Below are 14,233 nucleotides of genomic sequence, written 5' to 3'. Positions count from 1 at the left end.
GATCTTGGGAAAGACACCAGGTCAGTCAAGCCACGAGTCAGACCCACCCAGCAAGGACCACCACACACATCCTCACTGTCAAGGCCCAATCGCTGCGCCGAAGGCGCGACCCAACCACCCGACAGCGAAACACCGAAGCACAGCAACCATCAGACCCCAGCCCCGACGGGGACCGGCAGCCAAGCAAAGACCCCAGCCCCAACGACACCGGCAGCCGAGCAAAGACCCCAGCCCCGACGGGGACCGGCAGCCGAGCGAAGCCCCACTCAGCCCAGCTCCGACGAGAGCGGGCACGTCGACACGCCGAAGCCGCCGTGCGCTTGGGGTACCCGCCCGGCAGCGAGCCCCGACCACCAGGCCAGGCAGTAGCGTCACCGCCGTGGACAAGCGCGTCGTGGGTGCCCTGCTGCAGTTCGCCCTGCTGATCGTCGGCATACCGATCGTCTATGCGGCGGCGTTCCCGCTCCACCTGACCGCCAAGTCCCTGCTGCCACCCCTGGGCCTGCTGGCAGGCCTGATCACCGCAGGCCTCATGGTCAAGAAGATGAACCAGCCGGTCAGCGGACCGCTGACCGGCTGGCTCATCTTCGTATGCTGCGTGGTGTTGGCGTTCGCGCTCTAAAGCGACGGGTCGCGCACCGCGCCGGTTGAGGCGTCGGTGGCCATTCGGGCGTAGGCGCGCAGGGCTGCGGTCACCGGGCGCACCCGGTCCACCGGTTGCCACGGGCGTTCGGACGCCTCCATCTTGGCGCGGCGTTCGGCCAGGACCTCGTCTGAGACGAGCAGATCCAGGCGGCGGGTGTGGATGTCGATCAGGATGCGGTCGCCGTCCTGCACCAGGCCGATCGTGCCCGCGCCCGCTGCTTCGGGGGAGACGTGGCCGATGGACAGGCCCGAGGTGCCGCCGGAGAAGCGGCCGTCGGTGATCAGGGCGCACTTCTTGCCCAGGCCCGCGCCCTTGAGGAAGGCGGTGGGGTGCAGCATCTCCTGCATGCCGGGGCCACCTGCGGGGCCCTCGTAGCGGACGACCAGGACGTCGCCTGGCTGGATCTCCTTGTTCAGGATCACCGAGACCGCCTGCTCCTGGGATTCGACGACGCGTGCGGGGCCCTCGAAGTGCCAGAGGTCCTCTTCGATGCCCGCTGCCTTGATGATCGCGCCGCGTTCGGCCAGGTTGCCGTGCAGGACGGCCAGGCCGCCGTCGACGGTGTAGGCGTGTGCGATGTCGCGGATGCAGCCGCCTGCCGCGTCGGTGTCCAAAGAGGACCAGCGGTTCGACGTGGAGAAGGCCTCGGTGGTGCGGACGCCGCCGGGTGCGGCGTGGAACAGTTCCAGCGCGGTCGCGGACGGGGACTCCGCGCGGATGTCCCATTCGGCCAACCACTCCGACAGGGAAGGGCTGTGCACGGACTGGACGTCGCGGTTGAGCAGGCCCGCGCGGTCCAGCTCGCCCAGCAGGGCGGGGATTCCGCCCGCGCGGTGCACGTCTTCCATGTGGTAGTCGGAGTTCGGCGACACCTTGGACAGACACGGAACGCGGCGGGACAGGTCGTCGATGTCCTTCAGGGTGAAGTCGATCTCGCCTTCCCTGGCGGCGGCCAGGATGTGCAGCACGGTGTTCGTCGAGCCGCCCATCGCCATGTCCAGCGCCATCGCGTTCTCGAACGCCTTGCGGTTCGCGATCGAGCGCGGCAGCACCGAGTCGTCGTCCGAGCCGTACCAGCGGCGGCACAGTTCGACGATCGTCGTGCCCGCCCTGGAGAACAGGCCGCGGCGCGCCGAGTGGGTGGCGAGCGTGGAACCGTTGCCCGGCAGCGAGAGGCCGAGCGCCTCGGTGAGGCAGTTCATCGAGTTCGCGGTGAACATGCCGGAGCAGGAGCCGCACGTCGGGCACGCCGAGCGCTCGACCTCGGTCAGGCCGTCCTCGTTCACGGCCGGGGAGGCCGATGCGGAGATGGCGGTGATGAGGTCGGTCGGGGCGACGGCGACACCTTCGACGACGACGGCCTTGCCGGCCTCCATCGGTCCACCCGAGACGAACACGACCGGGATGTTCAGCCGCATCGCGGCGTTCAGCATGCCGGGGGTGATCTTGTCGCAGTTCGAGATGCAGACGATCGCGTCGGCTTGGTGCGCGTTGACCATGTACTCGACCGAGTCGGCGATGATCTCGCGCGACGGCAGCGAGTACAGCATTCCGCTGTGGCCCATGGCGATGCCGTCGTCCACCGCGATGGTGTGGAACTCGCGCGGCACGCCACCCGCCTCGCGCACGGCTTCGGCGACGATGTCACCTAGGTCGCGCAGGTGCACGTGTCCGGGGACGAACTGCGTGTACGAGTTGGCGATCGCGATGATCGGCTTGCCGAAGTCGCTGTCGGTCATGCCGGTCGCGCGCCAGAGCGCACGAGCACCCGCTGCGTTGCGGCCGTGGGTGGTGGTGCGAGAGCGGAGCTGGGGCACTGCTCCTCCAGAATCGGAGATCTGTCAGCGAGGGACGCCTGGTGGGCGCGAGTCCGGGAGCGGTGGCTCAAGGCTACTCGGCCGCAACGCCCCGGAAACCAGCAGACCTGCCAGAACCAACGTGAGGACGTGCACAACCGTGCACCACAGGCAGATCTTTCCGATGAGCAACAGCTCGGCCGCCACGAGGTACACGACCATCAGCACGCCGACACCGACCGCGCCGAGCCGAACCCAGCGCAGCTTCTCCACTCGGAACACCCGCGGCAGGCACAGCACGGTCATCGCCGCGAAGAAGAGCAGGCCGAGCAGGGCGACCGGGATGCCGAACAGCTTCGACTGCTCGCTCGACGTCACGGCCGCGCAGTCGATGAGCGCGCTCTCCGCGCACACGAGCGCGTCGGCGTTGAAGTGCGCGTACGTCAGGTAGCCCGAGACGAGCAGCCCCGCGAACGACAGCAGCAGGCTGAGACGAGCGGTCATTGTTCCGAAGATACGGGCTTGTCAGACACCGGCTTGTCCGAGGCTTCCGCCGACTCCGAGGACTCAGACTCCACGGCCGGCTCGGCGTCCGCCTCGGGCTCCGCGGCGGGGACGGCGGTCGGGTCCGGGATGCGGCCGCCGCTGATCAACGACAGCGCGGGGATGTGCATCAGGCGCACCGCGGGCAGCGGCACTTCGCTGTCGTCCTCTCGGACCGCCCTCAACCAGCCCTTGCGAGACAGCCGAATCGCTTTGACTTCGGCCCACGGCAGTACAGTCGAGCCGAACAGCCCCCGCGCGACCAGCACCTCGGAATCGACCGTCGTACGGTTGCGCAGCACCCAGTACGCGAGCCCCACAGGAACCAGGTAGATGGCCTGGAGACCGGGAAGACCCCATGCGACCGGAGTCATGCAGATGGCGACGAGACCCACTGCGAGCAGGGCTGTTGCCGGAATCCGAAAGACGATCTTCTTCACTCGAAAGATTGTTCCACGTCCACGATGCGGGATTTCGCTCTCACAGTGTTGACGCGCTGACACGGACGGGTCTAGCGTCCCTGCCATGCAGCGCACGCTCGTTCTCGTACTTCCCAGGCGCGTCGACGCCTAGGCGGAACAAGCTGCGTCGACGCGCGACCCTCGTACGACCCACTCGGGTTGTCGAGGGTTTTTTCGTGTCCGGACCCCGAACCCACGAGGCAGACAGATGACCAGCGCAACATCGCGGCAGGCTCAAGAGCCCACGTCGCCACGGCCGGGCCCGAGGCCCAAACCGGCACCGCCGAGTGGCGCCCCGATTCGCGTGACAGGTGCGCAGTCGCTCGTCCGCTCGCTCGAGGCGGTCGGCTGTGAAGTGGTCTTCGGCATTCCAGGCGGGACGATCCTTCCCGCGTACGACCCGCTGCTGGACTCCACGAAGGTCCGGCACATCCTCGTCCGCCACGAGCAGGGCGCGGGACACGCGGCGACCGGGTACGCGCAGGCCACCGGCAAGGTCGGTGTCTGCATGGCGACCTCTGGTCCAGGGGCGACCAACCTCGTCACCCCGCTCGCGGACGCGAACATGGACTCCGTGCCCGTCGTCGCGATCACCGGCCAGCAGAGCAGGCCGCTGATCGGCACGGACGCCTTCCAGGAGGCGGACATCTGCGGCATCACCATGCCGATCACCAAGCACAACTTCCTCATCACCGACCCGGCGGAGATCCCGCGGGCGATCGCTGAGGCGTTCCACCTGGCGTCGACGGGCCGGCCCGGCCCGGTGCTGGTGGACATCCCGAAGGACGTGCTGCAGGAGACCACCAGCTTCTCCTGGCCGCCGGACATGCGCCTGCCCGGCTACCGGCCGACGACGCGTCCGCACGGCAAGCAGGTCCGCGAGGCGGCCAAGCTGATCGTCAACGCCCGCAAGCCGGTGCTGTACGTCGGCGGCGGCGTGATCAAGTCCGACGCGCACGACGAGCTCAGGAAGCTGGCCGAGGACACCGGCATCCCGGTCGTCACGACGCTGATGGCGCGCGGCTCGTTCCCGGACTCGCACCCGCTGCACTACGGCATGCCCGGCATGCACGGCACGGTCGCCGCGGTCGCCGCGATGCAGAAGTCGGACCTGCTGATCGCGCTCGGCGCCCGGTTCGACGACCGCGTCACCGGGCAGCTGTCGACGTTCGCGCCGGACGCGCAGATCGTCCACGCGGACATCGACCCGGCCGAGATCTCCAAGAACCGCCGCGCCGACGTGCCGATCGTCGGTGACTGCAAGGAGATCATCACCGAGCTGATCGACGCCGTCCGCGCGGAGAAGGAGAACAACGCCAAGCCGGTCGACCTGGCTCCGTGGATCGCGACGCTGGACGACATCCGCAGCACGTTCCCGCTCGGCTACGACTGGCCGGACGACGGCTCGCTGTCGCCGCAGTACGTGATCGAGCGCATCGGCAAGCTCTCGCCGGCCGACACGATCTACACCGCGGGCGTCGGCCAGCACCAGATGTGGGCCGCGCAGTTCGTCAAGTACGAGACGCCGCGCACGTGGATCAACTCGGGCGGCCTCGGCACGATGGGCTTCGCGGTGCCGGCCGCGATGGGCATCAAGGCGGGCGTGCCGGACAAGGTCTGCTGGGCCATCGACGGCGACGGCTGCTTCCAGATGACCAACCAGGAGCTCGCCACCTGCGCCATCGAGAACATCCCGGTGAAGATCGCCGTCATCAACAACGGCAACCTGGGCATGGTCCGCCAGTGGCAGAACCTGTTCTACGGCGAGCGCTACTCCAACACCGACCTCGGCACGCACAAGCACCGCATCCCGGACTTCAAGCTCCTCGCCGAGGCGCTGGGCTGCGTCGGCCTGCGCGCGGAGTCGCGTGAGGAGGTCGACGGGGTGATCGCGAAGGCGCTGGAGATCAACGACCGGCCGGTCGTCGTCGACTTCGTCGTCGGCAAGGACGCCCAGGTGTGGCCGATGGTCGCCGCGGGTACCGGCAACTCCGAGATCATGGCCGCACGGGGAATCCGCCCCCTGTTCGATGAGGACCTGTGATGACCAGGCACACACTGAGCGTTTTGGTCGAGGACAAGCCCGGTGTGCTGGCTCGCGTCGCCGGACTGTTCTCACGGCGCGGCTTCAACATCGAGTCGCTCGCCGTCGGCCGCACCGAGTACCCCGACATCTCCCGGATGACGATCGTCGTGTCCGTGGACGAGCTGCCGCTGGAGCAGGTCACCAAGCAGCTCAACAAGCTCATCAACGTCATCAAGATCGTCGAGCTGGAGCCCGCCGCGTCGGTGCAGCGGCAGCTCCTGCTCGTCAAGGTCCGTGCCGACGCGACGGTGCGCAGCCAGGTCCTCGAGACCGTGCAGCTGTTCCGCGCGAAGGTCGTCGACGTGTCGCCCGAGGCGGTCACGGTCGAGGCCACCGGCACCTCTGAGAAGCTCGACGCGTTGTTGCGCATGCTGGAGCCGTACGGGCTCCGCGAGATAGTCCAGTCCGGCATGGTCGCCATCGGCCGTGGCGCTCGTTCCATCACCGCCACCGCGGTTCGTTGATCCCGTTTAGAGAAAAGGAAACACCAGTGAGCGTCGAGATCTTCTACGACGACGATGCCGACCTGAGCATCATTCAGGAACGCAAGGTCGCGGTCATCGGCTACGGCAGCCAGGGCCACGCCCACGCGCTCTCGCTGCGCGACTCCGGTGTGGACGTCCGGATCGGACTGCCGGAGGGCTCGAAGTCCCGCGCCAAGGCCGAGGAGGAAGGCCTCGAGGTCGGCACCCCGGCCGAGGTCTCCGCGTGGGCCGACCTGATCATGGTCCTCGCGCCGGACACCGCGCAGCGCCACATCTACGCGGAGGCCATCGCGCCGAACCTGAACGAGGGCGACGCGCTCTTCTTCGGCCACGGCTTCAACATCCGCTACGGCCTCATCACCGTCCCGTCCGGTGTGGACGTCGCGATGGTCGCGCCGAAGGGCCCCGGCCACCTCGTGCGCCGCCAGTTCGTCGACGGCAAGGGCGTGCCCGCGCTCATCGCCATCGAGCAGGACGCCTCCGGCAACGGGCAGGCGCTCGCCCTGTCCTACGCCAAGGGCATCGGCGGCACCCGCGCGGGCGTCATCAAGACGACGTTCAAGGAGGAGACCGAGACCGACCTGTTCGGTGAGCAGGCGGTCCTCTGCGGCGGTGCGTCCGCGCTGGTCCAGGCCGGCTTCGAGGTGCTGACCGAGGCGGGCTACGCCCCCGAGATCGCGTACTTCGAGTGCCTCCACGAGCTCAAGCTGATCGTCGACCTCATGTACGAGGGCGGCATCGCGCGCATGCGTTACTCCATTTCGGACACCGCGGAGTACGGCGACGTCACCCGCGGCCCGCGCGTCATCACGCCGGGTGTCAAGGAGGAGATGCGCAAGATCCTCGCCGAGATCCAGGACGGCCGCTTCGCGTCCGAGTGGGTCGCCGAGGACGACGCTGGCCGCCCGAACTACAAGAAGCTGCAGGCCGAGGGCGAGCAGCACCCGATCGAGGAGGTCGGCAAGAAGCTGCGCGGCCTCATGTCCTGGGTCGACCGTCCGATCACCGAGACGGCCTGATCCCGCAGGTCCACTCCACCGGCCGGTGCCCGCGGATGCTCACGCTCCGCGGGCTCCGGCACACCTGGGGGTCATGGCTGCTGTCCGATCTCGACGCTGACGTAGTCGGACTCGACAGCCACCCAGTAGTAGGTGAACTCAGACGAGCTGGACACCTGCACGTTCAGGCCCAGCGGAGCCGCGGATGCGGTGGCGGACATGAGCGGGAGCGCGGCGAAGGCGATCGCGGTGGCGGCAGCGACCGCGCGCAACGTGCGAATCATGAGAAAACCTCCAATTCGACGAATTGCGAATCTTAGAGATCCTAGGCGGAAATCGGCGCGCCCGCTGGGATCCGATAGCTTCTCGCCATGACCGAGAGTGCAGGCAGCGCCCCGATCTACGACGACAAGGCCCACGTGCGCGGCCACCTCGACCTCAGCGAAGCCGAGTGGCTGCGCAGCGAAGAGGGCAGTCCGGACGACGAGCACGTCGAGATCGCGTTCGTCGAGCACACGGACGGGAAGACCTACGTGGCGATGCGGAACTCCAAGCACCCGGAAGGTCCCGTCCTCGTCTTCACCATGTCGGAGTGGGACGCCTTCGTCGCGGGCGCCAAGGACGGCGAGTTCGACGAGCCCTGGTAGCCGGCCCCGAAAACGAGCCGCACGCAAAACCCGGCCCCAATAGCGTGTGGTGAGGTGGGACACCCGCGGGTGGCCATGGCAACCCCGCTGTCTAGACTCGTTAACAGTCCGGACACATTGCGGTGCCCGGTCGGCGCGGGCTCTCGCGAACGACCGTCCCGCGCCATTTCACAGATCTTCCACAGCCTGGGAGCGATGTCCGTGACCAACACGAGCCGACCCGTTGTCCTGATCGCCGAGAAGCTCGCGCCGTCCGTGCTCGATGTGCTCGGCGAGGGCGTCGAAGTCCGCCACGTCGACGGTACCGACCGGCCTGCACTGCTCAGCGCCGTCGCCGACGCGGACGCGCTGCTCGTCCGGTCCGCGACCAAGGTCGACGCCGAGGTGTTCGGCGCGACGCGCAAGCTGAAGGTCGTCGCCCGCGCCGGCGTCGGGCTCGACAACGTCGAGGTGCCCGCGGCCACGCAGAACGGCGTCATGGTCGTCAACGCGCCGACCTCCAACATCGTGAGCGCCGCCGAGCACGCCGTCGCGCTGCTGCTGAGCGTCGCGCGCCAGATCCCGGCCGCGGACCGCACGCTGCAGGGCGGCGAGTGGAAGCGCAGCTCGTTCAACGGCGTTGAGCTGAACGGCAAGACCGTCGGCGTCGTCGGCCTCGGCAAGATCGGCCAGCTGTTCGCGGCGCGTGTCCAGGCGTTCGGCACGAACCTGATCGCCTACGACCCGTACGTCTCGGCGGCGCGGGCCGCTCAGCTCGGCATCGAGCTGGTCAGCCTCGAGGAGCTGCTGGAGCGCGCGGACGCGATCTCCATCCACCTGCCGAAGACGCCGGAGACCAAGGGCCTCATCGGCTCCGAGCAGCTCGCGAAGGCCAAGCGCGGCGTGATCATCGTGAACGCCGCCCGCGGTGGCCTCATCGACGAGGAAGCGCTCGCGAACGCGATCAGCGAGGGCATCGTCGGCGGTGCCGGTGTCGACGTGTTCAGCACGGAGCCCACCACGTCCAGCCCGCTTTTCGGCCTGCCGAACGTGGTCGTCACGCCGCACCTCGGGGCGTCGACGTCCGAGGCGCAGGACCGCGCGGGCACGGACGTCGCGCGCAGCGTCATCCTCGCGCTCGCAGGCGACTTCGTCCCGGACGCGGTGAACGTCCAGGGCGGCGGCGTGGTCGGCGAGGAGGTGCGCCCGTACCTGCCGCTCGTGCAGAAGCTCGGCACCGTCCTCAGTGCACTCTCGCCCAAGGCGCCGACCGCGGTCACCGTCGAGGTGCGCGGCGAGCTGTCCAATGAGGACGTCACGGTGCTGCCGCTCGCCGCGCTGCGCGGCGTGTTCTCCAGCGTCGTCGAGTCGCAGGTGACGTTCGTGAACGCACCGCGCCTCGCCGAGGACCTCGGCGTGGACGTGCAGCTCGTGCGCGAGTCGGAGAGCCCGAACCACCGCAGCGTCGTCACCGTCCGCGTCGTGCACGCCGACGGCACGGCGCACAGCGTGTCCGGAACCGTCAGCGGCATCGCGCAGGTCGAGAAGCTCGTCGAGATCAACGGACGGGCGTTCGACATCCGCGCGCAGGGCAACGTCGTGCTGCTCGAGTACCCGGAGCGTCCGGGTGTCATGGGCACCGTCGGCACCCTGCTCGGCGAGGCCGGCGTGAACATCGAGGCCGCGCAGATCAGCCAGACCGACGGCGGTTCGCACGCGGTCATGTTGCTGCGCGTCGACCGTCCTGTTGACACGGCCGTGCTCGACCCGATCGGAGCAGCGGTCGGCGCACGCACGGTGCGCGCCGTGGACTTCGGCTGAGCCGAACAACCAGACACAGGGGCTGACCGGACAAAGGGAATACCTACGATGGGAGCGGACCAATCGGCCGCTCCCATCGTTCGTAATTAGCCTGATCGGCCCACGAAGGTCGTGGTGCTCCGGGATTAGCGTCCTCTGGTTGTGAACCGAACTCGTCTCGCGGTGGTCGTTGCCATCACCGCACTCCTGATAGACCCCGCGAGCGCATATGCGCAAGACGCGCCGCTCGCCAGAAGCCAGCCATCTGCCAAGGGCCTCAACGCGCAGTCGTTGCAGCTGAAGGTCTCCCCGCGTCTCGCGAAGGCGGGCAAGGTCACCGCTTTCGTCGAGCTGGAGGCCAAGCCGGCCGTCGACGCGTTCGACGAGAAGCAGGCGCAGGGCAAGGAGGCGGCCAAGCAGGCCGCCCGCGCCGCCCGCTCGGACACCTCGACCAAGGCCGACCAGGTGGTCGGCCAGCTGCGCGTCGCGGACAACGGCACGCGTGAGCTCTTCCGCACCACGAACGGTGTTCCCGGCGTCGTCGTCACGGCGGACGCGAAGGGTGTTCGCGATCTGGCGAGCCGCGGCGACGTGAAGGCCGTCTACCCGGTGGTGCCGAAGAAGCGCCTCAACTCGACCGCCGTGCAGCTCACGCGCACGCTCAACGCGTGGCAGCAGTACGGCAAGCTCGGTGACGACATGCGCGTCGGCGTCATCGACACCGGTATCGACTACACGCACGCGAACTTCGCGGGCCCCGGCACGCCTGAGGCGTTCAAGGCCGTGAACCCGGTCGTCGCGGACCCGAAGTCCTTCCCGACGGCCAAGGTCGTCGGCGGTTACGACTTCGCGGGCGAGGAGTACGACGGCGCGGACCCGAACTCGGTGCCGAAGCCGGACCCCAACCCGATCGACTGCGACGGCCACGGCTCACACGTCGCGGGCACCACGGCGGGCTTCGGCGTGAACGCCGACGGCACGACGTTCAAGGGTGACTACACCAAGCTGGACGGCGCGAAGCTCGACGCGATGCGCATCGGCCCCGGCACCGCCCCCAAGGCGCTGCTGTACGCGCTGAAGGTGTTCGGCTGCGAGGGTTCCACGAACGTCACCGGCCAGGCGCTGGACTGGGCGCTCGACCCCGATGGTGACGGCGACTTCTCCGACCACCTCGACGTGGTCAACCTGTCGCTCGGCAGCGACTACGGCGCACCGGACGACCCCGAGAGCCTGTTCGTCAAGAAGCTCTTCAAGCACGGCGTGCTGTCCGTGTTCTCCGCGGGCAACGGCGGCGACCTCTACGACGTCGGCGGCTCGCCGGGCGCGACGCCCGAGGCGCTCACGGTCGCCAGCGTGCGCGACTCCTACGTGCTGCGCGACGCGGCCGAGGTGACGGGCCAGGGCGCCAAGCCCGGCCAGTACAGCGTGAACTACACCGGCTACCCGACGCTCGACCTGACCGCGCCGGTCGTGAAGCTGACGCAGGCGGGCAACGCCGACGGCTGCCTCCCGATCACCCAGCCGCTCGCAGGCAAGATCGTGTGGCTGGAGTGGGACGACAACGACGCGACGCGCCGGTGTGGTTCCGGTGGCCGGACGAACAACGCGCAGGCCGCCGGTGCGGTCGGCGTGGTGCTCTCGTCCGCGCTGAACAACTTCAACGCCGGTATCGCGGGCAACGCGACCATCCCGGTGTTCCAGTTCACCGGTGACGCCACCGCGCAGGTGCGTCCGCTGCTCGACGCGGGCACGCTCACCGTGCGCCTCGCCGGTGTCCTGCGCACCTCGGTGCCGACCTTCGACCAGTCCATTTCGGACACCCCGAGCTCGTTCACGAGCCGCGGCAACCGCAACATCGGCATCAAGCCGGACCTCGCGGCCCCCGGTGACACGATCGTCTCGACGCTCGTCGGCAGCGGCAACGGCCGCCAGGTCAACAGCGGCACGTCGATGGCCTCGCCGCACGTGGCGGGCATCGCGACGCTGGTGCGCCAGTCCCACCCGGACTGGACGCTCGAAGAGGTCAAGGCCGCGCTGATGAACACCGCGGGCGCGGACGTGAAGCAGGACGGCAAGACCTACGCGCCGAACCGCGTCGGTGCCGGCCGGGTCGACGGCAAGTCCGCGCTGGACAACCAGGTCCTCGCGTTCGTGGAGGAAGACCGCGGCTACGTCAGCGCGAACTTCGGCGTCGTCGAGGCAGGTAAGCCGGTCAGCCTCAGCAAGACCATCAAGGTGGTCAACAAGAGCACGAAGGTCGTCGAGTACCGCGCGGGCTACGAGGCGCTCACGTCGATCCCCGGTGTCAGCTACCAGCTGTCGACGGACTCGGTGCGGCTGAGCCCGCGCGGCATCGCGCGGATCAAGGTCACGCTGAAGATCGACAACCCGGCGGCGCTGCGCAAGACGATGGACCCGACGATGGTGGCGGCGCAGCTCGACGTGCCGCGCCAGTTCCTCGCGGACGCGTCCGGTCGCGTGGTGCTCACGCCGCGCAGCGGTTCGACCGTCGCGCTGCGGGTGCCGGTGTACTCGGCGCCGAAGCCCGTCGCGGACATCACCACCGCGGACAGCATCCGGTTCCGCGGCAGCCAGAACCAGGCCGTGCTGAACCTGTCCGGCCGCGGCGTCGACCAGGGCACGGGCGCGCAGGCGTACCGCTCGCTGGTCAGCGTCCTCGAGCTGCAGGGCTCGTCGCCGCGTCTGCGCGACTGCAAGAAGAACGTCACGGAGAACTGCGCGCTCAACACGACGGCCAAGGGTGGCGACCTGCGCTACGTCGGCGCCGCGTCCACCGCGCCGCTGGCCAAGGCGCAGGGCAAGCCGGAGGAGTCGCTGCTCGCGTTCGGCGTCGCGACCTGGGGTGACTGGTACAACCTCGGGATGAACACGGTGCCGTTCGTCGACATCGACACCAACGGCGACGGCACGCCGGACTTCGAGACGTTCGCGACCCGGCTGACCGACACGGACCTGCTGGTCGCGACGACCGTCAACCTGGCGACCGGTGCGACCGTCGACATCCAGTCCGTCAACGGCCTGTTCGGCGACGTCGACACGAACACGTTCGACACGAACGTCGTAGTGCTGCCGGTGCTGCTGGCCTCGCTCGGCATCGACCCGACCAAGGACACCGCGCGACTGTCCTACACGGTCGGCACCACCGGGTTCTACCCGGCGCCGGGCAACGCCAACGGCCTGATCGACGTGATCGACCGGAAGCTGTCGTTCGACCCGCTCAAGCCGGGCCTGTGGGTGCAGGGCGGTGGCGACCCCGCGCTGTCCTACCTGGCCAGGCCGGGCACGGCACTCGTCGTGAACCGCGACGCGGCCGCGCTGGCGCTCGACGGCTCGGAGGGCCTGCTGGTGCTCAACCACCACAACGCCCGTGGTGAGCGTGCCTCGAAGGTCGAGGTGCGCGGACCTCGTCCTGGTACCTCCTAACCCCTTGACGCGGCCCCGTTCCTACTGTCGAGTGACACTCGACAGTGGGGACTGGGCCGTGTGGGTGTCCCGCAGTACGGGAGACATCACCCCAGAAGGGTGTCCGCCATGCGGCGTCAGGTCTCGTTGCCGGTAGCCTTTCGCGCAGTGTTGCTTCCTAAATTGGGAAGGGTCCCGCTAACTGGGACTGACACCTGGGAGGTGTGTGGATGCGGCTCGCAGTGATCCCAGGAGACGGGATCGGGCCCGAGGTCATCGCTGAGGCGTTGAAGGTGCTCGGCGAGGTCGTTCCGGCGGCCGAAATCACCCGCTACGACCTCGGCGCGGCGCGCTGGCACGCCACGGGAGAGTTGTTGCCTGAGTCGGTGCTAGGCGAGTTGCGCCAGCACGACGCCATCCTGCTCGGCGCGGTCGGTGACCCGTCGGTGCCGAGCGGAATACTGGAGCGAGGCCTTCTGCTGCGCCTCCGCTTCGAACTCGACCACCACGTGAACCTCCGTCCCGCTCGTCTCTACCCCGGCGTCCGCAGCCCCATCGCGGACCCGCCCGAGATCGACATGGTCGTCGTGCGCGAAGGCACCGAGGGCCCGTACGCGGGCAACGGCGGCCTGCTGCGCAAGGACACCCCGCACGAGATCGCCACCGAGGTGTCCATCAACACCTCGTTCGGCGTCGAGCGCGTGGTTCGCGATGCATTCGCGCGAGCCGCGGCCCGGCCGCGCCGGCACCTGACTCTGGTGCACAAGACGAACGTCCTCACGCACGCCGGCTCGTTGTGGTCGCGGGTGGTCGAAGAGGTGTCGTTGCAGCACCCGGACGTCACCGTCGCCTACCAGCACGTCGACGCCGCGACGATCCACATGGTCACCGACCCCGGCCGGTACGACGTGATCGTCACCGACAACCTGTTCGGCGACATCCTCACCGACCTCGCCGCCGCCGTCACCGGTGGGATCGGGCTGGCCGCGTCCGGCAACCTGGACGTGACCCGGCGCAACCCGTCGATGTTCGAGCCGGTGCACGGGTCCGCTCCCGACATCGCCGGGCAGGGGATCGCTGACCCCACTGCCGCTGTGCTGTCGGTGGCCCTGCTGCTGGACCACCTCGGTGAGCACGAGGCCTCGCGACGGATTGAGGCTTCCGTCGCGTTTGATTTGGCTACTCGTGACCATCAGTCGCCTGGTGCTACGTACGCGATCGGGGACCGGTTGGCTGCGTTGGTGTCTTCCAACGTGCGTACCGGCTGAGTTTGGGTCTTTGGTGGTGGGCGGGGAGGGTCTCGCTGATCACCTCACGGTCGCCACATCGAGAAGTCCCCGTCAAGGCGGAAAGCAGCCATGACGGGGAC

12 protein-coding genes are annotated in these 14,233 nt (G+C 68.6%); 8 read left to right on the top strand and 4 right to left on the bottom strand.

The annotated features are described in order from the left end of the window. The first annotated feature begins 379 nt into the window (after positions 1 to 379). Positions 380 to 622: a hypothetical protein gene (locus FKR81_RS42560; protein ID WP_146361212.1), complete on the top strand. Its 243-nt coding sequence runs from the start codon at positions 380 to 382 to the stop codon at positions 620 to 622. On the opposite strand, the gene ilvD is transcribed toward FKR81_RS42560, so the two are convergent. The 3 genes from ilvD to FKR81_RS42545 are packed head-to-tail and all read right to left on the bottom strand — an operon-like array spanning position 619 to position 3,425. Beyond that, on the bottom strand, positions 619 to 2,463 hold the full coding sequence (ilvD, locus tag FKR81_RS42555; protein WP_146361210.1) for a dihydroxy-acid dehydratase: 1,845 nt from the start codon (positions 2,461 to 2,463) through the stop codon (positions 619 to 621). The genes FKR81_RS42560 and ilvD overlap by 4 nt on opposite strands. A gap of 24 nt (positions 2,464 to 2,487) precedes the next feature. Further along, positions 2,488 to 2,946, bottom strand: a complete 459-nt coding sequence (locus FKR81_RS42550) for a vitamin K epoxide reductase family protein (RefSeq protein ID WP_146361209.1) — start codon at positions 2,944 to 2,946, stop codon at positions 2,488 to 2,490. Beyond that, positions 2,943 to 3,425, bottom strand: a complete 483-nt coding sequence (locus FKR81_RS42545) for a PH domain-containing protein (protein WP_186763512.1) — start codon at positions 3,423 to 3,425, stop codon at positions 2,943 to 2,945. Before FKR81_RS42545 ends, FKR81_RS42550 begins: the two co-directional genes overlap by 4 nt. Positions 3,426 to 3,654: 229 nt before the next feature. On the opposite strand from FKR81_RS42545, the gene FKR81_RS42540 reads away from it, so the two are divergent. The 3 genes from FKR81_RS42540 to ilvC are packed head-to-tail and all read left to right on the top strand — an operon-like array spanning position 3,655 to position 7,036. Next, positions 3,655 to 5,490, top strand: coding sequence for an acetolactate synthase large subunit (locus FKR81_RS42540; RefSeq protein WP_146361205.1), 1,836 nt, complete (start codon positions 3,655 to 3,657; stop codon positions 5,488 to 5,490). Continuing rightward, positions 5,490 to 5,996 (top strand): acetolactate synthase small subunit, encoded by a 507-nt coding sequence (gene ilvN, locus FKR81_RS42535; RefSeq protein ID WP_146361203.1) that lies wholly within the window; start codon positions 5,490 to 5,492, stop codon positions 5,994 to 5,996. The genes FKR81_RS42540 and ilvN overlap by 1 nt, the downstream gene beginning before the upstream one ends. A gap of 26 nt (positions 5,997 to 6,022) precedes the next feature. After that, positions 6,023 to 7,036, top strand: a complete 1,014-nt coding sequence (gene ilvC, locus FKR81_RS42530) for a ketol-acid reductoisomerase (RefSeq protein ID WP_146361202.1) — start codon at positions 6,023 to 6,025, stop codon at positions 7,034 to 7,036. A gap of 71 nt (positions 7,037 to 7,107) precedes the next feature. Here ilvC and FKR81_RS42525 read toward each other — a convergent pair whose 3' ends face one another. Further along, complete coding sequence (locus tag FKR81_RS42525; RefSeq protein WP_146361200.1) at positions 7,108 to 7,299, bottom strand: hypothetical protein; 192 nt, start codon at positions 7,297 to 7,299, stop codon at positions 7,108 to 7,110. Between the two features lie 87 nt (positions 7,300 to 7,386). On the opposite strand from FKR81_RS42525, the gene FKR81_RS42520 reads away from it, so the two are divergent. The 4 genes from FKR81_RS42520 to FKR81_RS42505 all read left to right on the top strand — a co-directional run bounded on the left by FKR81_RS42520 (position 7,387) and on the right by FKR81_RS42505 (position 14,132). Beyond that, positions 7,387 to 7,662 carry a DUF397 domain-containing protein gene (locus FKR81_RS42520; RefSeq protein ID WP_146361198.1) on the top strand — a complete coding sequence of 92 codons (276 nt, stop codon included), beginning with the start codon at positions 7,387 to 7,389 and terminating at the stop codon, positions 7,660 to 7,662. 195 nt (positions 7,663 to 7,857) lie between these two features. Beyond that, on the top strand, positions 7,858 to 9,462 hold the full coding sequence (serA, locus tag FKR81_RS42515; protein WP_407936600.1) for a phosphoglycerate dehydrogenase: 1,605 nt from the start codon (positions 7,858 to 7,860) through the stop codon (positions 9,460 to 9,462). Between the two features lie 141 nt (positions 9,463 to 9,603). Next, on the top strand, positions 9,604 to 12,885 hold the full coding sequence (locus FKR81_RS42510; protein ID WP_407936599.1) for a S8 family peptidase: 3,282 nt from the start codon (positions 9,604 to 9,606) through the stop codon (positions 12,883 to 12,885). A gap of 209 nt (positions 12,886 to 13,094) precedes the next feature. Then, complete coding sequence (locus FKR81_RS42505) at positions 13,095 to 14,132, top strand: 3-isopropylmalate dehydrogenase (RefSeq protein ID WP_146361196.1); 1,038 nt, start codon at positions 13,095 to 13,097, stop codon at positions 14,130 to 14,132. Positions 14,133 to 14,233 lie beyond the last annotated feature (101 nt).

Source organism: Lentzea tibetensis, from assembly GCF_007845675.1.
Classification (GTDB): Bacteria; Actinomycetota; Actinomycetes; order Mycobacteriales; family Pseudonocardiaceae; genus Lentzea; species Lentzea tibetensis.
This window is presented reverse-complemented; position numbering and strand designations above follow the sequence as displayed.

Excerpts from the sequence above, each read along its gene's own strand:
- ilvN (WP_146361203.1), top strand. The coding sequence starts at position 5,490 with ATGACCAGGCACACACTGAGCGTTTTGGTCGAGGACAAGCCCGGTGTG.
- FKR81_RS42540 (WP_146361205.1), top strand. The coding sequence starts at position 3,655 with ATGACCAGCGCAACATCGCGGCAGGCTCAAGAGCCCACGTCGCCACGG.
- serA (WP_407936600.1), top strand. The coding sequence starts at position 7,858 with ATGTCCGTGACCAACACGAGCCGACCCGTTGTCCTGATCGCCGAGAAG.
- FKR81_RS42520 (WP_146361198.1), top strand. The coding sequence starts at position 7,387 with ATGACCGAGAGTGCAGGCAGCGCCCCGATCTACGACGACAAGGCCCAC.
- FKR81_RS42550 (WP_146361209.1), bottom strand. The coding sequence starts at position 2,946 with ATGACCGCTCGTCTCAGCCTGCTGCTGTCGTTCGCGGGGCTGCTCGTC.
- FKR81_RS42525 (WP_146361200.1), bottom strand. The coding sequence starts at position 7,299 with ATGATTCGCACGTTGCGCGCGGTCGCTGCCGCCACCGCGATCGCCTTC.
- FKR81_RS42505 (WP_146361196.1), top strand. The coding sequence starts at position 13,095 with ATGCGGCTCGCAGTGATCCCAGGAGACGGGATCGGGCCCGAGGTCATC.